21 protein-coding genes are annotated in these 26,384 nt (G+C 70.0%); 14 read left to right on the top strand and 7 right to left on the bottom strand.

Annotated features, from left to right (window positions below; translation table 11 throughout):
• Nucleotides 1-57 precede the first annotated feature (57 nt).
• From ACFQY2_RS01490 to ACFQY2_RS01445, 10 genes are all read left to right on the top strand, one after another.
• On the top strand, nt 58-1,380 hold the full coding sequence (locus ACFQY2_RS01490; protein WP_378743835.1) for a cellulase-like family protein: 1,323 nt from the start codon (nt 58-60) through the stop codon (nt 1,378-1,380).
• 26 nt (nt 1,381-1,406) lie between these two features.
• Nucleotides 1,407-2,702, top strand: coding sequence for an ABC transporter substrate-binding protein (locus ACFQY2_RS01485; RefSeq protein WP_378743834.1), 1,296 nt, complete (start codon nt 1,407-1,409; stop codon nt 2,700-2,702).
• Nucleotides 2,666-3,634, top strand: a complete 969-nt coding sequence (locus ACFQY2_RS01480; protein WP_378743833.1) for a carbohydrate ABC transporter permease — start codon at nt 2,666-2,668, stop codon at nt 3,632-3,634. The genes ACFQY2_RS01485 and ACFQY2_RS01480 overlap by 37 nt, the downstream gene beginning before the upstream one ends.
• A 1-nt stretch (nt 3,635) precedes the next feature.
• Nucleotides 3,636-4,523 carry a carbohydrate ABC transporter permease gene (locus ACFQY2_RS01475; RefSeq protein ID WP_378743832.1) on the top strand — a complete coding sequence of 296 codons (888 nt, stop codon included), beginning with the start codon at nt 3,636-3,638 and terminating at the stop codon, nt 4,521-4,523.
• A gap of 45 nt (nt 4,524-4,568) precedes the next feature.
• Nucleotides 4,569-6,629, top strand: a complete 2,061-nt coding sequence (locus ACFQY2_RS01470) for an alpha-galactosidase (protein ID WP_378743831.1) — start codon at nt 4,569-4,571, stop codon at nt 6,627-6,629.
• 80 nt (nt 6,630-6,709) lie between these two features.
• Entirely contained in the window at nt 6,710-9,667 is a 2,958-nt protein-coding gene (locus ACFQY2_RS01465) for a DUF5107 domain-containing protein (protein WP_378743830.1), read from the top strand.
• A gap of 2 nt (nt 9,668-9,669) precedes the next feature.
• Nucleotides 9,670-10,602 carry a hypothetical protein gene (locus ACFQY2_RS01460; RefSeq protein ID WP_378743829.1) on the top strand — a complete coding sequence of 311 codons (933 nt, stop codon included), beginning with the start codon at nt 9,670-9,672 and terminating at the stop codon, nt 10,600-10,602.
• 9 nt (nt 10,603-10,611) lie between these two features.
• Nucleotides 10,612-12,408 carry a lipase family protein gene (locus ACFQY2_RS01455; protein WP_378743828.1) on the top strand — a complete coding sequence of 599 codons (1,797 nt, stop codon included), beginning with the start codon at nt 10,612-10,614 and terminating at the stop codon, nt 12,406-12,408.
• Between the two features lie 87 nt (nt 12,409-12,495).
• Nucleotides 12,496-14,481 (top strand): M13 family metallopeptidase, encoded by a 1,986-nt coding sequence (locus tag ACFQY2_RS01450; protein WP_378743827.1) that lies wholly within the window; start codon nt 12,496-12,498, stop codon nt 14,479-14,481.
• A 127-nt stretch (nt 14,482-14,608) separates the two neighbouring features.
• Complete coding sequence (locus ACFQY2_RS01445; protein WP_378743826.1) at nt 14,609-15,568, top strand: serine hydrolase; 960 nt, start codon at nt 14,609-14,611, stop codon at nt 15,566-15,568.
• Nucleotides 15,569-15,623: 55 nt separating this feature from the next.
• Here the strand turns inward: ACFQY2_RS01445 and ACFQY2_RS01440 are convergent, their stop codons facing one another.
• A complete protein-coding gene (locus ACFQY2_RS01440) occupies nt 15,624-17,066 on the bottom strand; it encodes an MFS transporter (RefSeq protein ID WP_378743825.1) in 1,443 nt (480 codons plus the stop codon).
• A gap of 188 nt (nt 17,067-17,254) precedes the next feature.
• On the opposite strand from ACFQY2_RS01440, the gene ACFQY2_RS01435 reads away from it, so the two are divergent.
• Nucleotides 17,255-17,650 carry a hypothetical protein gene (locus tag ACFQY2_RS01435; protein ID WP_378743824.1) on the top strand — a complete coding sequence of 132 codons (396 nt, stop codon included), beginning with the start codon at nt 17,255-17,257 and terminating at the stop codon, nt 17,648-17,650.
• A gap of 10 nt (nt 17,651-17,660) precedes the next feature.
• On the opposite strand, the gene ACFQY2_RS01430 is transcribed toward ACFQY2_RS01435, so the two are convergent.
• The gene (locus tag ACFQY2_RS01430; protein WP_378743823.1) at nt 17,661-18,461 is read right to left on the bottom strand and encodes a TspO/MBR family protein; all 801 of its coding nucleotides are present in this window, start codon (nt 18,459-18,461) and stop codon (nt 17,661-17,663) included.
• Nucleotides 18,462-18,526: 65 nt separating this feature from the next.
• Here ACFQY2_RS01430 and ACFQY2_RS01425 point away from each other — a divergent pair, with 65 nt between their 5' ends.
• Nucleotides 18,527-18,682, top strand: a complete 156-nt coding sequence (locus ACFQY2_RS01425) for a hypothetical protein (protein WP_378743822.1) — start codon at nt 18,527-18,529, stop codon at nt 18,680-18,682.
• A 48-nt stretch (nt 18,683-18,730) separates the two neighbouring features.
• The gene (locus ACFQY2_RS01420; RefSeq protein WP_378743821.1) at nt 18,731-19,420 is read left to right on the top strand and encodes a GNAT family N-acetyltransferase; all 690 of its coding nucleotides are present in this window, start codon (nt 18,731-18,733) and stop codon (nt 19,418-19,420) included.
• Here the strand turns inward: ACFQY2_RS01420 and ACFQY2_RS01415 are convergent.
• The gene (locus ACFQY2_RS01415; RefSeq protein WP_378743819.1) at nt 19,410-19,823 is read right to left on the bottom strand and encodes a VOC family protein; all 414 of its coding nucleotides are present in this window, start codon (nt 19,821-19,823) and stop codon (nt 19,410-19,412) included. The genes ACFQY2_RS01420 and ACFQY2_RS01415 overlap by 11 nt on opposite strands.
• A gap of 150 nt (nt 19,824-19,973) precedes the next feature.
• Here ACFQY2_RS01415 and ACFQY2_RS01410 point away from each other — a divergent pair, with 150 nt between their 5' ends.
• Nucleotides 19,974-21,359, top strand: a complete 1,386-nt coding sequence (locus ACFQY2_RS01410; protein ID WP_378743818.1) for a glycine--tRNA ligase — start codon at nt 19,974-19,976, stop codon at nt 21,357-21,359.
• A gap of 129 nt (nt 21,360-21,488) precedes the next feature.
• Here the strand turns inward: ACFQY2_RS01410 and ACFQY2_RS01405 are convergent, their stop codons facing one another.
• The 4 genes from ACFQY2_RS01405 to ACFQY2_RS01390 all read right to left on the bottom strand — a co-directional run bounded on the left by ACFQY2_RS01405 (nt 21,489) and on the right by ACFQY2_RS01390 (nt 26,356).
• Nucleotides 21,489-21,617, bottom strand: a complete 129-nt coding sequence (locus ACFQY2_RS01405) for a hypothetical protein (protein ID WP_378743817.1) — start codon at nt 21,615-21,617, stop codon at nt 21,489-21,491.
• A 95-nt stretch (nt 21,618-21,712) separates the two neighbouring features.
• The gene (locus ACFQY2_RS01400) at nt 21,713-22,609 is read right to left on the bottom strand and encodes an RNA polymerase sigma-70 factor (RefSeq protein ID WP_378743816.1); all 897 of its coding nucleotides are present in this window, start codon (nt 22,607-22,609) and stop codon (nt 21,713-21,715) included.
• Nucleotides 22,606-23,202, bottom strand: a complete 597-nt coding sequence (locus ACFQY2_RS01395) for a carboxymuconolactone decarboxylase family protein (protein ID WP_378743815.1) — start codon at nt 23,200-23,202, stop codon at nt 22,606-22,608. The genes ACFQY2_RS01400 and ACFQY2_RS01395 overlap by 4 nt, the downstream gene beginning before the upstream one ends.
• 133 nt (nt 23,203-23,335) lie before the next feature.
• Nucleotides 23,336-26,356 carry an alpha-mannosidase gene (locus ACFQY2_RS01390; RefSeq protein ID WP_378743814.1) on the bottom strand — a complete coding sequence of 1,007 codons (3,021 nt, stop codon included), beginning with the start codon at nt 26,354-26,356 and terminating at the stop codon, nt 23,336-23,338.
• Nucleotides 26,357-26,384: the final 28 nt, after the last annotated feature.

The raw sequence follows: 26,384 nt of genomic DNA, 5'->3' as shown, positions 1-26,384 counted from the left end.
GTTTCTCCGAAGGAACAGACATTCAACCCGTCCCGGCGAGGTGCCTACCATTCCCGTATGGTCACTGCAGACAGTCAGCTCGGGCGGTATTCTCCGGTCCCGCCGGCCCCGCATCTGCCCGGTGCTCTCACGATCACCCTCTGGGATTTCTCCTGGTACGTGCGCACGGGCGAGGGGGAGCCGTTCGCGGATCTGGACGCCGCGGCCGCCGCAGCCGTCGAGCGCGGATACAACACCATCCGGATCTGCGCCATGCCGTTCCTGCTGTTCGGCTCGGGTCTCGACACCTCGGACGTCTCGCTGGACCGGCTCGGCGGCGAGTACGCCCAGGGCGTGCGCTGGTACGACGTGAAGTCGCCGACGCGCTTCGACGGCCGCGCGCTGCTCGTGGAGCTCTTCGAGGCGTGCCGGCGCCACGGCCTGTTCGTGATCCTCTCATCCTGGGAGTACCAGCAGTCGGCGTCGTTCTCGACCGACGACAGGTGGTGGCGTGCGCTGGACGCGGTCGATCCCGAGCGCCGCGCGGAGCGGCTCGCGGAATCGTTCTCGGGGATGATCGACTACCTGCGCGAGCGCGGTCTGGACGACCGGGTCGCCTTCGTCGAGCTGCACAACGAGGTCACCACCGGCCACCTCGCCGACGGTCTGGACGTGGGCGACGAGACCGCGCGCGTCATCGCCATCGAGCCGCGGCTGAGCCGCGGCATCAGCCGCTTCCACGACCTGCAGCCGGACGTGCCCGTCACCGTGAACTACGCACGGGTGCCGGTCGGCGCCATGCGTGCCATCCCGGCCGAGGTCGATGTCATCGTCGTGCACCCGTACGTCTACGGGGTGCTCGACGAGGTGACTCAGGCGTTCGATCTGCGCGGCGCGCTCGCCGACTTCCCGCGGGAGGCGGTCGACGCCGCCGGACTGCTGCGCGCCGGAGCCCCGGAGGCCACCTCGTGGGTGCTGCCGGCCGAGACGGCATGGAAGATGGACGCGACCATCGTCGGCAAGCCCGAGATCTTCATGCACGACTGGATGGATGCCGAGGCCTTCGACCGCTACCTGTACGAGCGGTACGAGAGCCACCGCGTCGAGATGCACCGCGTGCTGTCGATCTGGCTCGATGTCGCCGCCGATGCCGCCGCGGCCCGCGGAATCCCCCTGGTGCTGGGTGAGGGATGGGTGGGCTACACGCCGCTGCGCAGCTGGTTCGAAGAAGGACCGGTCGGTGCGGCGTACTGCCGCTTCGCCGTCGCGGAGTCGGCGCGGGTGGGTGCGTGGGGCACACTCGTGTGCTCGAACGCCGCACCTCACCATCCGATGTGGGGGGAGACCGCACTCCAGCAGGAGTGCAACGAGCTGTTCATCCAACGCCGGTCACAGCAGTGATCCGGCCGTCGTCGAGGAGGACGATCATGGCAGATAAGTGGGAGATGTCACGGCGCGGGTTCCTGGTGAGCTCGCTGGGCGCGGGAGCACTGCTGCTCTCGTCGTGCGCCACGGGCGGAACCGGCCCCAGCGGCGGCGGAGGCGGTGGGGGCGGCGGAGGCGGCATCGTGCTGCAGTCCTCGCTCTCCGATCCCGCACCGAAGAAGGCGCTCGAGAAGCTCGTCGCCGGCTACAAATCGGGAGGGGTCACCCTCAACACGGTCGCCATCGAGCAGTTCCGCGCGCAGCTGTCGACCTACCTGACCTCCGCGAATCCGCCCGACGTGCTCACCTGGTACGCCGGCTCCGTCGCGCGCGACTACGCGAGCAAGGGACTGCTGCTGGACATCTCCGATCTCTGGGAGGGATCGGGCGCGGCATCCGGCTACTCGAAGGCGCTGAAGGACCTCTCCACCGCGGATGACGGCAAGCAGATCTTCATGCCCACCAACTACTACTGGTGGAGCGTGTTCTTCCTGAAGTCGCACTTCACGGAGTGGGGCGTGCAGCCGCCGACGACGTGGGACGAGTTCATCTCGCTCTGCGACAAGCTCAAGAAGGACGGCATCCACCCGCTGGCCAACGGCATCGGATCCACGCCGTGGATGGCGTCGGGGTGGTTCGACATCCTCAACCTGCGCGTCAACGGCGCCGATTTCCATAAGGAGCTCCTCGCAGGAAAGCACTCCTTCGACAGCGCAGAGGTGCGCAAGACGATGTCCTACTACGCGCAGCTCGTGCCGTACTTCGATCCGAACATGGCCTCGTACGCCTGGCAGGACGCGGTCACCCCGCTCGTGCAGGGCAAGGACGCCATGTACCTGACCGGTGCGTTCATCAGTCAGAACATCACCACCGGCGACCCCGACGACCTCGACTTCTTCACCGTCCCGGTCATCGACCCCTCGATCCCGCGTGCCGAGGAGGCGCCCACCGACGGCTACTTCGCCAGCGCCAAGACGAAGGACCCGAAGGCGACGAAGGAGTTCCTCTCGTTCCTGGCCAGTCCCGAATCGCAGCAGCAGTTCATCGAGGCGTCGCAGTCCTCCAACCTCCCCACCTCGCCCGACGTCGACACGAGCAAGTTCTCGCCGCTCGTGAAGAAGGGGCTGGAGATGCTGAACGACACCGAGCAGATCACGCAGTTCTTCAACCGTGACTCGTCGGATGCGTTGCAGACGACGGCGGATGCCGCGCTGACGAGGTTCCTCGCGCAGCCCAAGGACGTCGACGCCATCCTCAAGGAATGGCAGACGGCCGCCGAGCGGGTCTTCGACGCGTGACGGTGATGACCGCCGGTCGGACGGACGACGCCACGTCCCTGATCACGACGGGACGCAGGCGCCGAGGACCCCGACGGGTTCCCCCACTGGTGTGGGCGTTCCTGCTCATCCCGCTTCTCGTCGAACTCGGGCTCGTCTTCTGGCCGGCGGTCAACAGCTTCTACATCTCGCTCACGCGATGGAACGGGGCGGGGGCGCCGGAGTTCGTCGGCCTGAAGAACTTCGAGAACCTGCTCACCGACCCGGTGTTCGGCACCGCGTTCGTGAACAACGTGATCTGGGTGGTTGGATTCGGTGGCGCGTCGGTGGCCCTGGGGCTCGCACTCGCCGTCGCCCTGAACAAGCCGCGCCGCGGAGTGGGCTTCTACCGCAGCGCCATCTACCTGCCCATGGTCTTCTCGCTCGCCGTCACCGGCCTGTTCTGGCGACTGCTGTATCAGCCGGACGGCGCGGTCAACACCTTCCTGGGCCTGGTGGGGCTGGAGAGCTGGGAGAAGCAGTGGCTGGCCGACCCGGACCTGGCGCTATACGCGGTGCTCATCGCGGCGGTGTGGCGGCAGGTGGGCTACATCATGGTGCTCTACCTCGCCGGGCTGAAGGGCGTGGACCCCGCCCTGGAGGAAGCCGCCGCCGTCGACGGCGCCAGCCCCTGGCAGCGATTCTGGCGCATCGTCATGCCGCAGCTGAAGGGGGTCAGCTCGATCGTGTTCGCCGTCACCGTGATCGACTCGCTGCGCACCTTCGACATCGTGTGGGCGATGACCCGCGGTGGCCCCTACAACTCGACGCAGCTGCTGTCGACGTACATGTACCAGACGAGCTTCAGCGTGGTGGATCTCGGATACGGCTCGGCGATCGCCGTCGTGATCTTCCTGCTGGCCATTCTCTTCATCATCGGATACCTGGTGCGCGCCTCGAGGGAGGAGGACTGAGATGAGCGCAACGACCGTCGCCGCTCCGGTGGCACCCGCCCCCTCGGCATCCACGCCGCCGATGCGCCGCCGCCGCAGACACTGGATCTTCCACGTCGTCATGACGCCGATCGCGATCCTCTGGATCCTGCCGCTCGCGTTCGTCGTCCTGGTGGCCTTCCGCACGTTCGCCGACCTGACCTCCAACGGGCTGGGGTCGCTGCCGCAGTCCTTCACCCTGGAGGGCTTCGTGACCGTGTTCCGCGACGGACTCGGCGGCGGGCAGGCGCTGATCAACAGTGTCGTCGTCACCGGCTTCACCGTGGTGTTCTCGCTGCTGCTGGCATCCTGGGCGGCGTTCGCGCTGAGCAGGCACAGCATCCCCGGGCGGCGCGCGGTGCTGCTGGTGATGCTGGCCGGCAACCTGCTGCCACCGCAGATCCTGCTGATCCCCGTCGCACGCATCTGCGAGAGCCTCGGCATCGCCGACACGCTGCTCGCCTTGATCATCGTGCAGGTCGCGTTCGGGCTGGGCTTCTACACGTTCGTGCTGCACGGGTTCATGCGCTCGCTGCCCGGCGAGATCTTCGAGGCGGCCAGGGTGGACGGCGCGGGCCCCCTGCGCACCTATCTGCAGATCGCGATGCCGCTGTGCCGCCCGTCGCTCGCCGCGCTCGCAGCCCTCGCCACGACCTGGGTCTGGAACGACCTGCTGTGGGCGCTCACCGTGCTGCGCACCGAGTCGAAGTTCCCGATCACCGCCGAGCTGCTGAACATCCAGGGCGGCTTCGTCAGCCAGTGGAACGTGGTCGCGGCGGGTGCCGTGATCGCGGCCATCCCCACCGCCGTCGTGTTCTTCGTGTTCCAGAAGCAGTTCGTGTCGGGGCTCGCGATCGGATCGGGCAAGTAGATGGTCCGGCCTCAGTGGACGCTCCGCACCGCTCGGACGCAGTACGTGATCAGTCTCACCTCCGACGGGCGCAATGCCGTGCTGGATCATTGGGGTGCGCCGCTGGAGGCGGTGCCCCGGTACGACCAGTCGCATCGGGTGCTGAGCCACATCACCGAGACGGATGCGCTCCCGCTCGAGTACGCGTCGGACGGACAGCGTCACACCGCCTTCAGCGAGCTCCGCGTCGACCGCGGCGACGCGGGCACGGGAGCGATCTGGACCTTCGATCCCTCCGCGCAGGTGATGACGGATGCCGCCGGCGACGAGCTGGTGCTCACCGCGGTCGATGAGACCACGACGCTGCGCCTCGAGGTGAGATACCGCACCTCTCGCGCCCACGATGTGGTGGCCCGGCGGATCCTGTTGGTCAACGGCGGCCCGGATGCGATCACCCTTCCGCGGGCGTTCTCGGCGGGATGGAACCTGCCGATCGGCCAGCGTGCACGGGTCGAGTACCTGGCGGGCTCCTGGGCGAGGGAGTTCCAGCGCCGCAGCATCGACCTCGACTGGGGCACGTTCTCGATCGGCAGCAGCGACGGCATCACCGGGCTGCGGTTCAGCCCCGTCGTCGCCGTCACCGGTCTCGACGACCACGAGCACGCGCCCCGCTCCGCACCCGTGGCCGGGTACGGCATCGCGCTCGCGTGGAGCGGATCGTGGCGGATGCAGGTCGCCTCCTCGTCCGTCGGCGAGCACGTGCGGGTCTCGGCGGGAGTGGACGACGGCACCACGACTGTGACCCTGCTGCCGGGGGAGCGGTTCGAATCCCCCGACAGTCTCGGTGTCTTCAGTGCCGAGGGCGTGGCCGAACTGCCGCAGCGCTGGCACGAGTACCAGCGCACCCTGCGCCGCGACATCCGACGACCCATCGTCTACAACTCCTGGATGGCGACCGAGTTCGACGTGACCGTGCGGCACCAGTCGCAGCTCGCGCGCCTGGCGGCCGACCTCGGAGTGGAGACCTTCGTCGTCGATGACGGCTGGTTCCTCGGACGAAGCAGCGACAGGGCGGGACTGGGGGACTGGACGCCCGACCCCGGCAAGTTCCCCCACGGACTCGCCGAGCTCGCCGACCTGGTGACGGAACTCGGCATGGACTTCGGGCTCTGGGTCGAGCCGGAGGCGGTCAGCCCCGCCAGCATGCTCTTCGCGGAGCATCCCGACTGGATCCACCGCGCCGAGGGGCGCCCGCTGCTGACCGTCCGCAACCAGTACGTGCTCGACTTCGGCCGCCCCGAGGTCATCGAGTGGGTCGAGCACATGCTGCGCGAGGCGCTGGACTCCGCCCGCATCCACTACCTGAAGTGGGACATGAACCGCACCGTCTCCGACGGCGGCCGCGCCGACGATCCGCACGGACGCGAGTGGCCGGTGCAGCACGCCCGCGGCTATCACCGCGTGATGGACATGCTGCGACGCGAATACCCCGAGGTCGTCGTCGAGGCCTGCGCGTCAGGGGGCGGGCGCATCGACAACGCGGTTCTGGCCGTCTCGGATGTGGTCTGGCCGAGCGACCAGGTGGGGGCGCGGGACCGGCTGGTGATCCAGGACGGCTACCTGAGCGCGTACCCGGCGTGGGCGATGAGCTCGTGGGTGAGCGATGACAACGGCCATCGGGACCGGCGTGCGGTCTCGCTCGGCTATCGGTTCGCGGTGTCGATGTGCGGCGTTCTCGGCATCGGATCCGACCTGCTCGCCTGGTCGGTCACGGAGCGCGCCGAGGCCGCGCGCATGACCGCGGTGTACAAGGACATCCGCCGCATCGTGCAGGACGGCACCGTCCGAACCACGGGGGCGCCCGACCGCGACCTGTACACCGTCACGTTCTGCGGGCCGGCGGAGGATCCCCGGGCGGTGGTCTTCGTCTTCGACAGCGACCGCGATCGCACCAGGGATCGGGAGTTCCCGCGCGTGCATCCCGCCGGGCTCGCGCCCGACGTCGCCTACCGGGTGGATGCGACGGGGGAGACGGTGACGGCGGCGTCGGCCGCCGCGCTCGGGCTGCGGGTGCCGTTCGCCTGGGCTCCCGATGCAGAAGTGCTGGTGCTGACACCAGCAGGGTGAGCACGCGCAGGATGACGCCGCCGGGCGGCGGTGTCGATCATGCCCGCTCAGAGGATTCGACAAAGGAAGGTGGCCGCGACATGCCCCGCAAGGAGACCGTGCCGGAAGAGAGAGTGCGCCCGGTGCGCGATGAGCGCGATGCGCGTCCCCCCGCCGCGCTGCAGGCACGGCTGGATGCCGGCGAGGCGATCGTCTGGGAGTCCGTGCTCACTCTGCCGACCTACGAGCCGGACGAGCCGGTGCGGTTCCCGGTGTACCTCGACAATCGCGTGTACCAGGGCTCGAGCGGGCGGGTCTATCCGATGCCCTTCGTGGAGGGTGTGGCGCGTCAGCCCGTGGACCACGCCTGGCGGGCCGTGCACCTCGAGAATCGTTACATCCGGGTGACCGTCCTGCCCGAGCTGGGCGGACGCATCTACACCGGCTACGACAAGACCACCGGATACGACTTCTTCTACCGCAACCACGTCATCAAGCCGGCACTGGTGGGACTGGGTGGGCCCTGGATCAGCGGGGGAGTCGAGTTCAACTGGCCGCAGCACCATCGGCCAGGCACCTATCTCCCCACCGACGCCGATCTCGTGCTCGGCGACGACGGGTCGGCGACGGTCTGGTGCCGTGATCACGATCCGTTCGCGAGGATGAACGGCATGCACGGCATCCGTCTGCATGCCGACCGGTCGGTGGTCGAGATCATCGGCACGTTCCACAATCGCACCGAGCAGCCGCAGACCTTCCTGTGGTGGGCGAACGCGGCGGTGCGCGTGCACGAGGACTACCAGTCCTTCTTCCCGCAGGACGTCGGGTTCGTCGCCGACCACGCCCGCCGGGCCCTCACCTCCTTCCCCGCGGCGGACCGGCCCTACTACGGCGTCGACTACGCCGCACGCGGACGGGAGACGCCCGGCGCCGATCGGATCGACCGGTACGCGAACATCCCCGTGCCCACCTCGTACATGGTGGTCGAGACGAAGGGGGAGTTCTTCGGGGGCTACGACCACGCGGCCGGCGCCGGCGTCGTGCACTGGGCCGACCGGCGCGTCTCACCCGGGAAGAAGCAGTGGACCTGGGGCGACTCGCCGTTCGGACACGCGTGGGATCGGCACCTGACCGACGGCGACGGACCGTACGTCGAGCTGATGGCGGGCGTGTACACCGACAACCAGCCCGATTTCACGTGGTTGCGCCCCGGTGAGGTCAAGCGGATGCGGCAGGTGTGGTTCCCGATCCCCGCCATCGGCATCGCCCATCAGGCGAACGAGGATGCCGCGGTGCATGTCTCCTTCGACGAGCCCGGCGTCGTCTCGGTGCGCACGGCCGTGACGCGTCCGATGCAGGTCACGGTGCGGGTGTCGGTGGACGGTGACCGGCTCGGCGCGCACGACGTGGCGCTCGAGCCGGGGCAGGTCGACGTGCGGCTGGTCCGGCTTTCCGACGGCACGGATGCCGGCGACGTGCGCGTGCAACTCAGCGAGGGCCCGCGCACAGTGCTGGAGTGGCGCCTGTGCCGGCCGAGCGAGGAGGAGCCGTGGCTCGCGACGGTGCCGCCGCTGCCGAAGGACACCGAGACCGTCGACGAGCTCTACCTGACCGGGCTTCACCTGGAGCAGTACCGTCACCCCACGCGTCTGCCCGCGCCGTACTGGGAGGAGGCGATCCGCCGGGATCCGGGAGACTCCCGCTCCCGGCTGGCCCTGGCCTGGCGCGCGTACCGCAGCGGACAGTACGCGCTCGCCGAGGAGCACCTGCGGATCTCGATCGTGCGGCAGACCGCGCGCAACGAGCGGCTGCGCGACACCGAGCCCTATTACCTGCTCGGTCTCGTGCTCCTCAGGCTCGGCCGCGAGGAAGAGGCGCTGGAGGCGCTCGGGCGCGCCGCGTGGGACGGGGCATGGCATCGGGCGGCGACGTTCGAAGCCTCCTGCCTGCTCGCCCGTCAGGGCAGGACCGCTCTGGCCCGGAGGGACGCGGACGACGCGGCGCTGGACGGCGTGGAGCCACGGCTGACCGCACTGCGTGTCGTCCTCGCGCGCCGCGAAGGGGATCGGGAGGCGGCCGACCGGATGCTGAGGGAGGAGATCGCCCGGGGCGTTCCCGACGATCTGATCCGACACCTCGCCGACGGCTCGCTGCCGACGGACGGGCTGCGGCTGCTCGACCTCGCCGTGGACCTGGATCACCTCGGTGAGACCCCGGCGGCGATCTCGGTGCTGCGCTCCGCCGCGCTCGCACCGGCGGGTCCGGCGGGCAACGCCGCTCCGGTCGCCCACTACCTGCGTGCGGCGCTGCTCGTGCGGCTCGGGCGGCGCGACGACGCGGCGACCGCGCGTCAGGAGGCCAGGGACGCCGATCGACGATGGGCCTTCCCGTCCGGCCTCGATGCCCATGACGCTCTGGTCTCCGCGCTTCACGCCGAACCCGGCGACCCGGTGGCGGCGGGCCTGCTCGGGGAACTCCTCTACCAGGAGGGACGCCGCACGGAGGCCGCGGCGCTGTGGGAGCGCGCCGTCGACAGCGGAACCGATGATCCCGTGATCCTCCGCAACGCCGGACTCGCCGCCTACAACGTGACGCACGACGATGCGCTCGCCTGGCGTCGGTACGAGCAGGCGCGCGCGGCGGATCCGCACGACCCCCGGCTGCTCTCGGAGCAGGACCAGCTCGCCGCGAAGCTCGGGCATCCCGCTCGGGACCGGCTGGCACGGCTGCAGGCGGCGCTGCCGCTGGTGGACAGGCGCGACGACCTCGCGATCGTCTACGCGGAGCTGCTGCGGTCGACCGGCGACCCCGCGGGTGCGCTGGAATGGATGAACTCCCGTCAGTTCCAGCCCTGGGAGGGCGGTGAAGGTCGGGCGCTCGCCGCCTGGGATGCGGCGCGTTCGGCGCTGGGCCTGCCCCGGATCGATCCGCCGCAGAGCCTGGGCGAGCACCGCCCGGTGCACGTGCCGCCGGTGGCTGTGCACGAGGACGGCAGCACCGACTACTTCGCCACGAGCCTTCCGGAATCGCTGCTGTTCCATCGCGACCGGCGGGAGTGAGGGTGTCACCGGTTGTCCTGGAGGCGGGCGGCGTGCGGGCTGCGATCGTCCCGGAGCTCGGGGGACGGATGCTGTCGCTGCGGTTCGACGGCCGCGAGGTGCTCTGGCGTGACCCCGAGCTGCTGGACGACGAGCTCCGGACCCGGCAGCCGGTCGCGCGCCCGCCGCTCGGAGCCGGGTTCGGGCAGTGGCAGAACTGGGGCGGCGACAAGACCTGGCCGGCACCGCAGGCCGGGGCCGGTGGGGGATGGCCGGGGCCGCCGGACGGGGTGCTGGATTCCGGGCCGTACCGGGTGCTGGACGGCGGCCGTGATTTCGTCCGGCTGCGCAGCGGCACCGAGCCGCGCACGGGTCTGCGCATCGAGCGCGAGCTGAGGGCGGAGCCGGGCGCGCTCGTCGTCCGCAGCACACTGGTCAACGTCTCGGGCCCTGCCGCCCGCTGGGCGGTCTGGGAGGTCGCCCAGTTCCCCTTCGGCGCCGATGATCTGGCATCCGATCACGCTGGGATCCACGTGCGCGTGGCCGGACAGGCGCGACCGGTCGTGCTCCACGATCCGATCGGCTCCATCGGCTGGAGCCGTGACGCCGGCACGGTGAGCGCGCAGTTCTGCGCGGCGGTCGGCAAGCTGGGCTTCCCCGGCGCCACCGGGATCGCCGAGCTCGTGCACGCCGACGGGCGCGGCGTGCGCATGTCCTTCGCGACGACGACGGGAGCCGAGTACGCCGACGACTCGCCCGTGCAGCTGTGGATGCAGACACCCGTGGACCGCCCCCTTCCCGGACTCGAGGGGATGAGCGCTCGAGCGCGCTACGTCGAGCTGGAGGCGCTCAGCCCGCTGCGACTGCTCGAACCCGGCGACCGGGTGACACTCGACGTGCGGTGGCAGCCGGTCGAGGGCAGGTCGTCACCGCGACGGGGAGGCGTCTCTGACTAGGCTGGCGGCGTGGCATCGGACCCGTCCCCGTCCCCGGCATCCGGCAGCCGCGCGGATCCCGCGCTGATCCGACTCGTGAGGCGGATGCCGGAACCGATCGTGGCCGTGCTCGCGATCGCGGCGGTCGTGCTCGGCGTCGTGCTCGTCGTGCGCCCCACCACCGCACTCGGCGTGCTGGCGCTGCTGATCGGAGCGGGCCTGGTGCTCGGCGGTGCGCTCGAGCTGGTCGTGCCCGTCGTGCGCGCCGGTCGTGTCCGGATGCTGATGAGCGCGGTGCTGGTGGTCACGGGCGGTGTCGTGCTGGTTCTTCCCGGGCTGACCGTCCGCGCGCTCGCGATCATCGTCGGTGCCGTGCTGATCGTGCGCGGAGCACTCGGCGTCAGCGCGATCGTCGCGCGCGATCGCACGCTCGACCGGCGCGTGGCCGAGGTGCTGCTGGGCGCGGCGGGCGTCGTGTTCGGTCTCCTCGCCATCGTCTGGCCCGACATCACCCTGCTGGTCGTCGCGGTGACGTTCGGGGCCACACTCGCCATCGCGGGGGCGGCGGCGCTGCTGCGGATGCTGCGCGCCCGCCGTGGCCGCCGTCCGCGAGCCTTCCGGCGCGACACCGCAGCGCGCCGATGGACGCGCACCATCGGAGCCGTCTGCGCCGTCGCGCTCGCTGCGGCCGCCGTGGTGACCAGCATCGCCCTGCGCGGCGGCACCCCGGTCGTCGACGACTTCTACGTCGCCCCGCGCACAGTGCCCTCCGAACCCGGGCAGCTCATCCGCGCCGAGGAGTTCACCCGCGGCGTGCCCGACGGCGCCGTCGGATGGCGCATCCTCTACACGACCACGCACGGAGACGGCAGCGCCGCGATCGCCAGCGGGCTGGTCGTCGCTCCCGCGAACGGACGACGGCATCCGGTCATCGCCTGGCACCACGGCACCACGGGCTTCGCCCGCGCGTGCGCGCCCTCGCTGGCATCCGATCCGTTCGGCTCAGGCGCCCTCTACGTGCTCGACGACGTCATCGCGCAGGACTGGGCGCTGATCGCCACCGACTACATCGGCCTGGGCACCGAGGGGCCGCATCCGTACCTGATCGGGCAGGACAGCGCCAGGGCCGAGCTGGACGCCGTGCGCGCGGCGCGTCAGCTCGAGGGCGCCGACCTCGCCGATCGCACCGTCGCGTGGGGGCACTCGCAGGGCGGCGGTGCGGCGCTCTGGTCCGCCGCCATCGCCGCGGACTACGCCCCGGACGTGCCACTGTCCGGCACGGTCGCACTGGCGCCGGCATCCGATCTGATCGGCCTCGTCGAACGTCTGCCGGACGCCACCGGAGGCAGCGTGTTCGCCTCGTTCGTGATCTCCGCCTACAGTGCCGGCTATCCCGATGTCTCCTTCCGCCGGTATATCCGCCCCGGCGCCGAGGTCACGGTGCAGCAGATGGCCGGACGCTGCCTGGCCTCTCCCGAGACGTTCGTGTCGGTGCTGGCGCTGCTCGCGCTGGTCGACGATCCGAACATCCTCGCGGCCGATCCGACGACCGGCGCGCTGGGCGAGCGATTGCGGCAGAACACTCCGCCCGTCGCTCCCGGACCGATCCTGCTCGGGCAGGGCAGGGCGGACGACCTCGTCGACTTCGGCATGCAATCCGCCTTCGCGACGAAGCTGTGCGCGGAGGGGGGAACGGTCGACTTCCGCGGCTACGACGGCCTCGGCCACCTCGGGCTCGTGGAGGCCGAGTCGCCGGCGATCGCGGACGCCTTCGCGTGGAGCGCAGACCGCTTCGCCGGGGAGGCCGTGCCTGCCGGCTGCCGCTGAGGCGCGCGCGGGCTGCCGCTGCGACGGGTGCGCAGACGGAGCGTCGGCACGCGCGTCATGTCGGCGCAGGAGCATAGGCTTGCAGGCATGACAGACGTTCTGCCCTCCGGCCTCGCCGTCTCCGAGTTCACCCCCTCCATCCGTCCCCAGGACGACCTCTACCGCCACGTCAACGGCGCGTGGCTCGAGTCCGCCGAGATTCCTGCCGACAAGGCGCGCTGGGGCTCCTTCCATCTGCTCGCCGAGCAGGCCGAGAAGGACGTCCGCGCGATCATCGAGGAATCGCAGGATGCCGAGCCCGGCACCCTCGCCCGCAAGGTCGGCGACCTGTTCACCAGCTTCATGGACACCGAGCGCATCGAGGCACTCGGTCTCACGCCTCTGCGGGAGCAGCTCGCGAAGGTCGACGCGATCGACAGCATCCCGTCCTTCCTCACCGCCATCGGCACCCTGGACCGCGAGGGCATCGCCGCGCTGATCGGCGTGTTCGTCGAACCCGACCCCGGCAACCCGGAGCGGTACGTCCCCTTCGCGGTACAGGCCGGCCTGTCGCTGCCCGACGAGAGCTACTACCGTCAGGACAGCTTCGCCGAGACCCGTGCCGCGTACCGCGCGCACCTGGAGCGACTGCTGGCGCTCGCGGAGATCGACGACCCCGCGGGAATCGCCGATCGCGCGTTCGGCCTCGAGCACGAGATCGCCTCGCACCACTGGGACAACGTCGAATCGCGTGACGCGGTCAAGACCTACAACCTGAAGAGCTGGGCCGAGTTCCAGCAGCTCGTCGGCATCGACCTGGCGCCGTGGCGCGATGCGGTGAGCGTCGCCAACGCGGACGCGTTCGACGAGGTCGTCGTGTACCAGCCGAGCTTCTTCGAAGGACTCGGCTCGCTGCTCGTCGAGGACCGCTTGGACGACTGGAAGGCCTGGCTGCGCGCCAAGATCGTGCACGGCCTCGCGGCCTACCTGCCGGAAGCCCTCGTCGACGAGAACTTCTCGTTCTACGGCACCGAGCTCACCGGGACCCCCGAGGTCCGCGAGCGCTGGAAGCGGGGCGTCTCGCTGGTCGAGGGCTCGCTCGGCGACGCCGTCGGCAGGATCTACGTCGAGCGGCACTTCCCCGCCGAGTCCAAGGCCGCCATGGATGAACTGGTCGCCAACCTCATCGAGGCGTACCGCCAGAGCATCGAGAAGCTCGAGTGGATGGGGGCGGAGACGCGCAGGAAGGCGCTGGACAAGCTGGCCACCTTCCGTCCCAAGATCGGCCATCCCGAGGTCTGGCGCGATTACGACGGCGTCGAGATCGCCGCCGACGACCTGGTCGGCAACGCCCGCCGCGCGACGGTCTTCGAGCACGACCGTCAGATCTCCAAGGTCGGCGAGCCCATCGACCGCGACGAGTGGTTCATGCCGCCGCAGATGGTCAACGCGTACTACAACCCGCTGATGAACGAGATCGTGTTCCCTGCGGCGATCCTGCAGTATCCGTTCTTCGACCCGCACCGCGACGCGGCTGCGAACTACGGCGGCATCGGCGCGGTCATCGGCCACGAGATCGGCCACGGCTTCGACGATCAGGGCAGCCGCTACGACGGCGACGGACGCCTGCAGGACTGGTGGACCGACGAGGACCGCGCCGCGTTCGAGAAGCGCACCAAGGCGCTCATCGCCCAGTACGACGCGCTCGTGCCCCTCGGCCTCAGCGAGGAGAACCACGTCAACGGCGCGCTCACGATCGGTGAGAACATCGGCGACCTCGGCGGCCTCGGCATCGCGCTGAAGGCGTACGAGCTCTCGCTCCGCAAGGACCCGTCGGTCTCGGAACCGGTCGAGGGGCCCGTCATCGATGGTTACACCGGCGTCCAGCGCCTGCTGCTGTCGTGGGCGCAGGTGTGGCAGCAGAAGAGCCGCGAGGCGGAGACGATCCGACTGCTGACGATCGACCCGCACTCGCCGAACGAGTTCCGCTGCAACCAGATCCTCAGCAACATCGACGCGTTCTACCGGGCGTTCGACGTGACCGAGGGCGACGCCCTGCACCTGCCCGAGGACCAGCGCGTCACGATCTGGTGAACGCGTCGTGATCCCGCCGGTCCGAGATCGGATCGGCGGGGTTACGATAGCCGGGACGGTCGGGCGGCATCCCCCCTCGCGTGCCACCCGGACACCGTCGCTTCCCCCATCCCGTGAGGAATCACGCGTGAGCTCTCACCCCGGTCAGGCGCCCGAGCCCTCCGACGGCACGCCCGGTGCGCCTGTCGACGAGATGGCGACCGCATCGCGTCGCTCGCATCGCGGCGGACGTCGCACACCTCGTCGCGCAGCGGCCGGAAGGCGCTCGTTCACCCCCACGCTGCGGGCCCTGGAAGAACTGGCCCAGTCCGGCGCGCAGGTGTCGGTGCACGTCGCCGATCTCGACACCCAGCGCACGGTGCTCGCCGGCGACGACCACGTGCCGCTGCCCATCGCCGGGCTCGGGTTCGTGCCCGTGCTCGTCGAGACGGCGGCCGCCCTGGACGCCGGCACGATGGACCCGCTGCAGATCGTCGACCGCTCCGCCGACGAGCTGGTCGCGGGATCCGGGCTCTGGCGGAATCTGCGCGCCCCCGCGCTGCCGATGATCGACCTCGCGGTTCTCGCGGCCGCCACCGGCGACCCGAACGCGGCGAACGCGCTGCTCGACGCGGTCGGACACGATCAGGTGCGCGCACGGATGGTCAGCCTCGGGATGCCGCGCAGCGCCGTGCTCGATCATTTCCGCGACAAGCGCGGACCCGATGACGCGCCGCATGTCGCGGTCGGCACGACACGCGAGTTCGCCACCCTGTTCGCCGCCCTGGTGAACTCGTCGGTCGTCGACGCGGGAGTCAGCGCGCAGGTGTCGGAGTGGCTGAGCCTGAATCACGATCTGAGCCTCGTCGCCGCCTCCACGGGGCTGGACCCGTTCGCGCACGAGCACGACGCGCATGGTCTGCTGTTCATCAACAAGACCGGCCGCGACCGCGGCGTGCGCGCCGAAGCCGGAGTCCTCGCCGGACCGCGTGCGGGCGTGGCCTACGCCCTGACCGTGTGCTTCGACGACCTGTCCATCAGCCACCGCCTGCGCGCGCATGACGCGTTCCGCATCCTCGGAACCGACCTCATGGAGTACACGCACTGAGGTGCGGCCGTGGCCCGGGGCGATGCGTCCCGGCGACAGTCGCCCCGTCGAGCCGTCAGTCCCGCAGGGCGGGGCGCTCCTCGGAATGCGGGCGCCTGGGGATGAGGAACGTCAGCAGGAAGGCGATGGCGCCTGCGACGATGGCCAGCCAGAAGCAGACCTGGAACGCCTCGCGCGTCGGCACGGCGACGCCGTCGACCTGAATGCTCATGGCCGCGAGCACGCCGCCCATCACGGCGGATGCCGTCGAGGTGCCGACGGAGCGGAACAGCGCATTCAGGCCGTTCGAGGCCCCGGTCTCGTGGGCGGGCACGGCGCGCATGATGATCATCGGCATGGCGGCGAACGTGAACCCGATGCCGATCCCGATGAGCACGTTGGCGACCAGGAAGTGCCAGATCTGCGTCGACAGGATCAGCACGAACACGTAGGCGAGCACGATCGCGGCGGTGCCGATCGTGAACAGCGGCCGCGGACCGACCGTGCGCTCCAGCCAGCCGGACAACGGCGAGACCACCATCATCATGACGCCCGACGTGGCGACGATCAGCGCCGCGCCGAGCATGTCCATGCCCAGACCGGAGCCCGTCTCCGCGGGCAGCTCCAGCATCTGCGGGAACGTGACGTTCGACGAGAACAGCGCGAAGCCCATCCCGATCGCCGCGATGTTGGTGAACAGCACAGCCGGGCGCACGGCGACCCGCAGGTCGAGCAGCGGATCCGTCGCTCTCAGCTGGTACCAGCCCCAGAGGAACAGGACCACGAGGCCGCCGACCAGGCAGAGCAGCGCGAAGGGGGCCGCCCAGCCCCACTCGGCACCCCGCGACACGTACAGCAGCAGACCGGTCAGTCCGATCGCCAGCCCGATCGCGCCCGGGATGTCCAGCCGTCCCGGCGCGAGCAGCACGTCATCGGGGATCACCATAATCACCAGCACGAGCCCCACGACGCCCAGGCCCGCAGCGAGCCAGAACAGCGTGTGCCAGTCGGCGTGCTCGGCGAGCAGGGCCGCGACCGGCATCCCGACCGCGCCGCCGACGCCCATGGTCGCGCTCATCAGGGCGACGGCCGTGCCCAGTCGCGCCGGGGGCAGGACGTCGCGGAGGATCGCGATGCCCAGCGGGACGACCCCCGTCACGGCGCCCTGGAAGGCGCGCCCGATGATCACGCCGACGATCGAGGTCGAGACCGCCGCGATCACCGAGCCCAGGATGAGCACGCCCAGCAGGGCGATCACGACCCGACGCTTGCCGTACATGTCGCCGAGCCGGCCGGAGATCGGGGTGGCGACGGCGGCGACGAGCAGGGTGATCGTGACCACCCAGGTGGTGTCCTCACGGGACGCATTCAGCAGCACCGGAAGTTCGGCCTGCAACGGCACGACCAGCGTGAACATGAACGCCGAGCACAGTCCGACGAACGCCAGCACGGCGATGATCGCCGGATGCGAGGGGCTGTGCGACAGGCGTCTTCTCGCTCTGTCGTCGCTCCTGCCCATCGCGCCAGGCTATCGGCTCCCGGTACGCTCCGGGCCGCTTCCCCTCCCACCCCTGATCGGTAGAGAGCACGGGACCTCGTCGAGCGCACGGCTTGTTCGCGCGCGGATGCCGTGCTCTCGGCAGCATGTCGTGCACTCGAGCCCGGCCAGGCTTCAGGGACACCGGGCCGGTCGGCTACCGTCGAGTGATGCTCCCCGATGACTGGACACCGCACCGGCGCGACGACGGCGAACTGCTCGGCTGGATCCGGCCAGAGGGAGCGCACTGGGTCGCCGTGGACGTGCTCGGGCGCACGGCATCCGACCCTGTCGACTGGCTCGACGCGGAGGCGGCTCTGGAGAAGGTCGGACTCGGCTGGCTCGCCGACATCTGGATGCTGGAGGATGAGGCGCCCGACGCGCTGCGCGTCCGCTTCGTCGAGGTGACGCCCTCAGACGGGCGCACCGCGGGCCGAGTGGTCGTGAAGGTCGACGACTTCGGCGACATGCAGCGCCCGCCTGCCGAGCACTTCACGCTGCCGTGGCCCGCGCCCTCCCGTCTGCGGCCCGTGCGTCCAGGCGATCCCGACGGTCGCACCCTCTGACAGCTGCGCGTCAGACGGCGGTGCGGTCCGACGAGCTGCGTGCGCGGAGCAGGCCGATCACGCCTGCCACCAGGATCACCACGGCGGCGACGATGGCCACGACCCCGATCGGGGTGCTTTCGGGCTCGCCCCCGAATCGGCCGAACGCCAACCAGACCAGGCCCCATGCGGTCGCGAGCGCCGGTGCCAGGCGACGGGTGACCAGAGCGCTCGCCGCGCCGATCGCCGCCACCACGACGAGCACCGCGATGCCCCAGGCATCCGCCTGCTTCCCCATCCCGTCGGGGAGGGTCTGCGTCAGCCACGCACCGGTGTTCGCGACGGTGGCGATGGTGACCCAGCCGAAGTGCAGGCCCATGACGGCGTCGAACAGGACGAGCTCGAGCATGCCGGCGGCGCGCCGCCGACCCAGCAGCACGATGATGCGTGCCAGCACGACCAGCAGCGCGGCGATGACGATCACCGTGAGCACGAGGTTCAGGTACCGGGCGGTGACGAGCCAGAGGCCGTTGACCACCATCGACGCGGCGACCCAGTATCCCGCCGCGCGCTGCCGGGAGTTCCCCCTCTGCCCGGGGAGCGCCTGCCAGATCGTGTACGCGGCGAGTCCCAGGTAGATCAGCGACCAGATCGCGAACGCCGGTCCGGCTGGAGCGAGGTAGGAGCTCTCGGCGGACAGGGCGCCGTCCTGCAACTCCGACACCGGCTCCCCGCCGAAGGCGCCGCCGCCGACGGCCGCGGCGATGAGCATGAAGACCGCGGCGGCGATGACGGTCGACTGGCGTGTGATGTCCTGCCCGGTGGTGGTCATGCGTCGACGCTAACCGGATCATTCATCCTGGTCAGACGGGTTCCGCTGATGGTTCGATGGGTGATATGAGCCACGACGACTGGCGCGTCAGCGGCGGGATGCAGGGGCCCACCGGCATCCCGTTCGTCGGTGCGATATCGCCGCGCGGGCACGTGCGTCTGGAAGACGCTCCGCTCGAGGTGCTCGCCGAACGCGGTGGGAAGGCGTTCCCGGCGCGCTGACATGACACGGCGTTTCGTCTTGAGCGCGGTGAGGGGCAGACTGGGAGCGTGCGAAGCATCCGTGATCTGGACACCGTAGAACTCATCATCGACGCGCAGGGACTGCTGGATTCCATCCGTGGCCCGGAGCGAGTGATCGATGCCGGCACGCTGCGTGCGTTGGAGCACTCCGGCAACTACGTCGTCGGTCTCTTCGACGACGAGGGCGGAGAGGAGCGCATGGTCGGCGCGTCGATCGCCTTCTTCGGTGAGCCCGGCAAGCGCACCATGCACTCGCACATCACCGCCCTGCTGCCGGAGTACCGCGGCCGCGGTTGGGGGCGCGAGCTCAAGGAGCATCAGCGCCAGTGGGCGTTCTCCCGGGAGGTCGGCCGCATCACGTGGACGTTCGATCCGCTCGTCGCGCGCAACGCGCACTTCTTCCTCACGGTGCTCGGTGCGCGCGTGACCGGCTACACGATCAACCGATACGGCATCTTCGGCGGCGGCGACGCGGGCGATGAGAGCGACCGGCTCGACGTCGAATGGATGCTCGCGGACATCGCCAAGCCGCCGGCATCCGACGCCGTCGTCGCGGTCGTCGAGATCCCCTCCGACGTCGAGTCGATGCGTCTCTCCGACCCCGATGCCGCTCACGAGTGGCGGCTGCGTCTGCGCGCCGAGATGGAGAAGCAGCTGGGCCAGGGCCGCCGCATCGCCGGTTTCGAGACGGGCCGAGGCTACCTGTTCACGAAGTAGGCAGCACGAAGGCGCCGGTGTCCCCGGGGTTGACGGCGATCTCCCAGCGGAACCCGTCGGGGTCGGCGAAGTAGCCGGAGTAGCCGCCCCACTCGCGCCGGCTCGCCCTCTGGGTGCGGGCGCCGAGCCGCTCGGCTTCGGCGAGCACCGCATCCACCTCGGCCTCGGTGGCGAGGTTGTGCGAGAGCGTGATGGGCGCGAGGCCGGATGCCGGCGCCTCACCGAGCTCGGCCGTGAAGCCCTCGACGCTCCACAGCGACAGGATCACGCGGTCCGCGACGGGCAGCATCAGCACCTCGTCCGCCTCGAAGATCGGCTGCCAGCCGAGACCGTCCACGTAGAACGCCCGCGAGCGCGCGACGTCGGTGACGGCCAGGGTGATGAAGCTCACTCGCTGTTCCATGGACACAGCATGCCACCGGCATCCGACACCCGCACCCTTCCGTGCTCTCGACGGGAGGGGGGCGAGGTGCGCCAGCGGGGGCGACGGTAAGATCGAAGATGCCCGTGATCACGGGCATCTTCCCCGTAGCATCCGACCATTGGAGCCACCGTGGCCGAACAGTCCCGTCTTGACAAGGTCATCGCCCTCGCCCGTCACCGCGGGTTCGTCTTCCAAGCGGGTGAGATCTACGGCGGTTCGCGTTCAGCATGGGACTACGGCCCCCTCGGCACCGAGCTGAAGGAGAACATCCGACGGCAGTGGTGGCAGACCTTCGTCCGCGGTCGCGGCGACATGGTCGGCCTGGACTCCAGCGTCATCCTCCCCAAGCGCGTCTGGGAGGCGTCCGGCCACGTCGCCACCTTCACCGACCCGCTGGTGGAGTGCCTCAACTGCCATAAGCGCTTCCGCGCCGACAACCTCGTCGAGGACTTCGAAGCACGCAAGGGGCGCAAGGCCGAGACCGGGCTGGCCGAGATCCCCTGCCCGAACTGCGGCAACAAGGGGCAGTACACCGAGCCCAAGGCGTTCTCCGGTCTCGTGAAGACCTACCTCGGCGTCGTCGACGACGAGTCCGGCCTGCACTTCCTGCGCCCCGAGACCGCGCAGGGAATCTTCGTGAACTTCTCGAACGTCCTCACCGCATCGCGCAAGAAGCCGCCGTTCGGCATCGGCCAGATCGGCAAGGCGTTCCGCAACGAGATCACGCCCGGCAACTTCATCTTCCGCACCCGGGAGTTCGAGCAGATGGAGATCGAGTTCTTCGTCCCGCCCGCCGACGCGCAGGAGTGGTTCGACCACTGGGTCGAGGCGTGCTGGGCCTGGTTCGAGGACCTGGGCATCGACACCGACAACATGCGCCGGTTCGACGTTCCCGAAGACGAGCGCGCGCACTACTCGGCGGCCACGATCGACTTCGAGTACCGCTTCGGCTTCCCCGGCAAGGAGTGGGGCGAGCTGATGGGTGTGGCCAACCGCACCGACTACGACCTCTCCAGCCACTCCGAAGCGTCCGGCTCCTCCCTGACGTACTTCGATCAGGCGTCCGGCGAGCGCTACACGCCGTACGTGATCGAGCCGTCGTTCGGCCTGACCCGCTCGATGATGGCCTTCCTCGTCGACGCCTACACGGAGGAGGAGGTGCCCAACGCCAAGGGCGGCACCGACACCCGCACCGTGCTCAGGCTCGACCCCCGCCTGGCGCCCATCAAGGTCGCCGTGCTGCCCCTGTCGCGCAATGAGCGGCTCTCGCCGCTCGCCCGCCAGGTGGCCGACGCGCTGCGTGGGCGCTGGACGATCGACTTCGACGACGCCGGTGCCATCGGCCGCCGGTACCGCCGCCAGGACGAGGTCGGCACACCGTTCTGCGTCACCGTCGACTTCGACTCCCTCGACGACGACGCGGTGACCGTGCGCGACCGCGACACCATGGCCCAGGAGCGCGTGCCGCTCGACGGCCTGGAGGCCTACCTGGCCGAGCGCCTGCGCGGCGCCTGACCGGCCGCGCGTCATCCTGCGGGACCGCGTGCGTCCCGCCGAACCGCCCCTGCTGATCCACGTGAACCAGCAGGGGCGGCGTCATTCAGCAGGTGCGGCGCGCCCTCGCGTCTCGGCGTTCCGAACGGGTCAGAAGTCCTCGCCCTCCGCCTGTGACGGGTGACGGTCGAACCAGTAGGGCCGTCCGATGTACAGCAGAGCGTCGCTGTCGAAGAGGTCGTTGCTCTCGTTGTGCTCCATGAGGTTGCTCCCTTGCATCGTGGTCTTCTTCCAGCCTGGCTCACAGGAGAGCGCTCTTATGGCCTCGCGGCGCCGAAAGAAGCGCAGATCCTTTGCATTCCGCAAGGAGTCGGTCAGCGCGCGAGCGGATGCTCCGACGCGAGGCCCGCCAGCTTGTGCGGGTTGGCCGTCGAGAAGACCCGCGTGATGCGGTCGTTCTCGACCGTGAAGTTCACCACCGCGACGAGTTCCCCACCGACGGTGATGCGCGCCGCGAGCCTGCCGTTGACCAGGATCGGTGCGACCGAGTACGCGACGTCGAGCTTGGCGATGCTGCCGCGCAGGAACGCCACCACGCGCTCCGCTCCATGCAGAGGGCGCCGGGCGGCACCCGAGACGAGCCCGCCGCTGTCGGTCACCGACACCACATCCGGCGCGAGCACATCCATCAGCCCCTGCACGTCGCCGGAGCCGAACGTCGCGATGAAGCGCCGCACCACACGGTCGTGCTCCGAGGCATCCACCTCCACGCGCGGTCGCCGCGCCGCCACGTGACCTCGTGCCCGGTGCGCGATCTGCCGCACGGCCTGCGACGTCTTGCCGACGGCATCGGCGATCTCGTCGAACGGCAGATCGAACACCTCGCGCAGCACGAAGACGGCGCGTTCGGTGGGCGCGAGGGTCTCCAGCACCGTGAGCACAGCCACCGAAAGGCTCTCGGCGAGGATCGCATCGTCGGCGACGTCCCGCGTGGTCAGCAGCGGCTCCGGCAGCCACGGTCCGATGTAGTCCTCGCGCCGCCGTGAGACCGTGCGCAGCTGGTTCAGCGCCTGCCGGGTGACGATGCGGACGAGATAGGCCCGTGGATCGTGCACCCGGTCGTGATCCACATCCGCCCAGCGCAGCCACGACTCCTGCAGCACGTCCTCGGCATCCGCCGCCGATCCGAGGATCTCGTACGCGACGGTGAACAGCAGGCCGCGGTGGGTGACGAAGGGGTCCTCGGATGCCGGGTGCGCCGTGCCGCTCATGACTGCGACGCTACGCCGCTCGCCGCGCCGGTCGCCAGGGGTGCCAGACCGCAGGCATCGGCGAGTCCGTCGGAGCGGATGCCGAGGGCGACGTTCATGCGCGCCGTGGCGTTCAGGTAGCCGACCTTCGCCGCGAGCTCCAACAGGGCCGGGGCGCCGAGGTACGCAAGCAGCGCGTCGGAGAGCTCGTCCGTGACCGCCGGTGGCGTCTGGCTCATCGCTTCGGCGTACTCCATCACGCGTCGCTCGAGCGGAGTGAACCGGCTCGACTCGCGCCAGATCGGCACCTCCCTCGCCTTCTCCTCGGTGAGTCCGTGGTCGCGGGACATGAAATAGTGCAGGTCCAGGCAGAAGCTGCAGCCGACGGCCGCGGCGGAGGCCATGGCCGCGAGCGTGCCGAGGCTCTTGTCGAGCTCGCGCCACTTCTCGGTCCTGCCGCCGAACTTCATCATGTCCATCATCACGGGACGGTGCTGCCACATCGCGCCGAGGGAGTCCGGCACCTTGCCGAGCATCCTCTTCGCGGCGAACTTCACCACGGCGCCGTACAGGCCGGTGACGGGTGTCGCGGGGATCCGGGCCTCGTTCATCATCACTGCTCCTTCGCCGGCACGTCTCTCATGCCGTCGACATAGGACACCGCCCGGCGCGGAGATGTGACACCCGGTCCAGGGGACCGGCCCGCGAGCGGAGATGCGGCTCACCCCCGCGGAGGGTCCGGCGGGCTCAGCCCCGCGCGATGCGGAGCGTCCGCACCTCGAACGGATGCAGCACCAGCTCGCCGCCGGTGCGCGGTGACTCCAGCTCGTCCTCGATCAGCGACACCTCGCGGATGCCGGTGTGCGCGAAGTCCACATGCAGCGCACCGCGCGTGCGCCGGCCGAGCGACTCGTACACGCGCACGATCACGTCGCCCGAGCGGTCGTCGGCCAGCTTCACCGAGGAGACCACGATGCCGGTACCGGTGACCGACACCAGCGGCTCGACCTCGTTCGCGCCGTGCACGACCGTCGGCAGCGCGTTGAGGCGGATGCCCTCGGCGGTGGCGATCTCGGCATCCGCTCCGATCACCAGGCCCACCTCGATCTCGTGGCGGCCGTGGTCGGTGTCCGGATCGGGGAAGCGCGGGGCGCGCAGCAGCGACAGCCGGATGGTGGTGGTGACGTCGTCGCCGTCCGCATCGCGCGTGGTGTCGTAGCCGTAGATCGAGTCGTTGACGAGCGCGACGCCGAAGCCGTCATCCTCCTGCACCAGCACGAACCGGTGCATGGAGGTCTCGAACCTGGCGGCCTCCCAGCTGGTGTTCACGTGCGTGACGCGGCGCTGGAACCCGAACTGGGTCTCGGCGAGAGTCTCGCGGGCGAACAGGTCGAGGGGGAACGCGAGCTTGAGCAGTTTCTCGGTCTCGTGCCAGTCGATGTCATTGCGCAGCAGCACCGTGCGCGACCCGGGTGCGAGGGAGATCGTCTGCGTCAGGCGCGACGCCGAGAACACGCGCTCGACGACGACGGTCGCGACACCGCCCTCGGCGGAGGCCGTGATCGACGACACCGAGGTGAGGTCGTCGACCCGATTGCGGTAGTAGCGGTCGATGTCCCACGCGTCCCACATGTTGGGGAAGTCCTGGTGCAGCTGGAACAGGTTGGCGGGCCGGTCGGCCGGGATCGTCTCGCGACCGGATGCCAGGTCCACGGCGGACGTGATCAGACCCTCGGCGGAGATGAGCACCGAGACCACGTCGTTGGTGAGACGATGGCCGCCGTCCTCCGGGGTCACGGTGGTCGCCGCCTGCCCGCTCCCTGTGGTGACCGCGTCCTGGTACCGGGCGCCCAGAGCCCGTCCGCCGCCGACCGAGGTCGGGGTGAACACCAGTGCGCGGTCGCCGTCGCCCGCGAGTGCTCTGCGCGCGGCATCCGCCAGCCCGTCGGCGTCCGACAGCACACCCGAGAGCGCCTCGACGGCCTCTCGATGCACCCATGCGATCGACGTGCCGGGGAGGATGTCGTGGAACTCGTGCAGCAGCACGAGCTGCCACAGTCGGTCGAGCTCCTCGTACGGGTAGTCGGCGCCCGACCGCACCGATGCGGTCGCGGCCCACAGCTCGGCCTGGATCAGCGCCTGCTCCGACCAGCGGTGCAGCGCCTTCGTGGCGTGCTGGCTGGTGAGCGTGCCGCGGTGCAGTTCGAGGTACAGTTCGCCGACCCAGACCGCCGGGTCGGTCAGCTCGGCGCGAGCGTCGGCGAAGAAGGCATCCGGATGCGTCCACTCGACCTGCGCGGCACCCTCCAGCGATGCCATGCGTGCGGCCCTGCCGGTCATCTCGCGGGTCGTGCCGCCGCCGCCGTCACCCCAGCCGACCGGGGCGAGCGACATGGTCGCCACGCGATTCTCCTTGAACTGCCGGCTGGCTCTGGCCACCTCCATCCCGCTCAGCTGCGAGTTGTAGGTGTCCATCGGCGGGAAGTGCGTGAACATGCGCGACCCGTCGATGCCCTCCCAGAGGAAGCTGTGGTGCGGGAAGACGTTGCGCTGGTTCCAGGAGATCTTCTGCGTGAAGAACCACTCGAACCCTGCCCGGCGCATCAGCTGAGGCAGGGCGGGGGAGTACCCGAAGCTGTCCGGCAGCCAGACGCCCTTCGAGCGGATGCCGAACTCGCGCTCGAAGAAGCGCTGGCCGTACGAGAACTGGCGCACCAGCGATTCGCCGGTCGGCATCACGGTGTCGGACTCGACCCACATGCCTCCCAGCGGCAGGAAGCGGCCGGCGTCGACGGCGTCCTTCACCCGTGCGAAGACCTCGGGTCGGTGCTCCTTGAGCCACGCGTACTGCTGCGCGCTCGACATCCCGTACAGGAAGTCGGGCTGCTCGTCGATCAGCGCGGTCATCGACGAGGTGGTGCGGGCCACCTTGCGGATGGTCTCGCGCAGCGGCCACAGCCACGCCGAGTCGATGTGCGCGTGACCGATCGCGGCGATGCGGTGCGCGCTGGCGTCCGCAGGGGAGGCCAGCACCTCGGTCAGCTGCGCCCTGGCATCCGGAGCGGTCGCGACGATGCGCTGCAGGTCCAGCGCGTCCAGCGCGTCGTCGAGAGCCTGCAGGATGCGCATGCGCCGTGGCGAGGTCTCCGGCAGTTCGGCCTGCAGCTCGATCAGCACCTCGAGGTCGAGCGCCAGCTCGAACACGGCGGGTTCGAACACGGCGAGGTCCATGTGCCGCACCCGGTAGAGCGGTTCGGAGGAGGAGGTGCGGATGTCGCCCTCCCGCGTCGGGAGGAAGGGGTGGTAGTCCAGCAGCACGGGGTTCGAGGCGCCTTCGAGGTAGAACTCGACGGCCTGCCCGGCCTCGGCCGCCTCCGCCACCGGCAACCACTGGTTGCGGGGGTTGAGGCTCTTCACGGGCACCGGGCCGGAGTCGGATGCCAGATAGGCGAGGGCCTCGCACTGGAACCCGGTCATGTTCACGTCGAAGCCGAGGTCGACCAGAGCCTCGACCTTTCGTCCCGCCCACTCGGCCGGGACCTCGCCGCGCACCCGGAACCAGGTGGTGCCCCACGCGGGGCCCCACATGCCGCCCGCGGCGAACGGCTCGTAGTCCAGCGCGAGACCGTCTGCGGGGGCGATCGGCTCGCCGGGCAGGGCGTGCGCGGCGATCTGCAGCGGGACGCGGGCGGAGTGGATGGCGGGGCGGACGCGCTCGGTGAGGACGCGGTTCACGCGGCCGACGGTGAGCGAGGTCTCTTCGTGCACGGTGGCGCTCCTTCGCGATGGGAGAGAT

The sequence above is a fragment of the Microbacterium sp. GCM10027623 genome (genome assembly GCF_042666935.1).
GTDB lineage: Bacteria > Actinomycetota > Actinomycetes > Actinomycetales > Microbacteriaceae > Microbacterium.
Note: the sequence above shows the minus strand (reverse complement) of the source record. Positions and strands in the feature narration are given on the sequence as shown.

Excerpts from the sequence above, each read along its gene's own strand:
- ACFQY2_RS01490 (WP_378743835.1), top strand. The coding sequence starts at position 58 with ATGGTCACTGCAGACAGTCAGCTCGGGCGGTATTCTCCGGTCCCGCCG.
- ACFQY2_RS01485 (WP_378743834.1), top strand. The coding sequence starts at position 1,407 with ATGGCAGATAAGTGGGAGATGTCACGGCGCGGGTTCCTGGTGAGCTCG.
- ACFQY2_RS01480 (WP_378743833.1), top strand. The coding sequence starts at position 2,666 with ATGGCAGACGGCCGCCGAGCGGGTCTTCGACGCGTGACGGTGATGACC.
- ACFQY2_RS01475 (WP_378743832.1), top strand. The coding sequence starts at position 3,636 with ATGAGCGCAACGACCGTCGCCGCTCCGGTGGCACCCGCCCCCTCGGCA.
- ACFQY2_RS01465 (WP_378743830.1), top strand. The coding sequence starts at position 6,710 with ATGCCCCGCAAGGAGACCGTGCCGGAAGAGAGAGTGCGCCCGGTGCGC.
- ACFQY2_RS01450 (WP_378743827.1), top strand. The coding sequence starts at position 12,496 with ATGACAGACGTTCTGCCCTCCGGCCTCGCCGTCTCCGAGTTCACCCCC.
- ACFQY2_RS01440 (WP_378743825.1), bottom strand. The coding sequence starts at position 17,066 with ATGGGCAGGAGCGACGACAGAGCGAGAAGACGCCTGTCGCACAGCCCC.
- ACFQY2_RS01435 (WP_378743824.1), top strand. The coding sequence starts at position 17,255 with ATGCTCCCCGATGACTGGACACCGCACCGGCGCGACGACGGCGAACTG.
- ACFQY2_RS01430 (WP_378743823.1), bottom strand. The coding sequence starts at position 18,461 with ATGACCACCACCGGGCAGGACATCACACGCCAGTCGACCGTCATCGCC.
- ACFQY2_RS01425 (WP_378743822.1), top strand. The coding sequence starts at position 18,527 with ATGAGCCACGACGACTGGCGCGTCAGCGGCGGGATGCAGGGGCCCACC.
- ACFQY2_RS01415 (WP_378743819.1), bottom strand. The coding sequence starts at position 19,823 with ATGGAACAGCGAGTGAGCTTCATCACCCTGGCCGTCACCGACGTCGCG.
- ACFQY2_RS01405 (WP_378743817.1), bottom strand. The coding sequence starts at position 21,617 with ATGCAAGGGAGCAACCTCATGGAGCACAACGAGAGCAACGACCTCTTC.
- ACFQY2_RS01400 (WP_378743816.1), bottom strand. The coding sequence starts at position 22,609 with ATGAGCGGCACGGCGCACCCGGCATCCGAGGACCCCTTCGTCACCCAC.
- ACFQY2_RS01395 (WP_378743815.1), bottom strand. The coding sequence starts at position 23,202 with ATGATGAACGAGGCCCGGATCCCCGCGACACCCGTCACCGGCCTGTAC.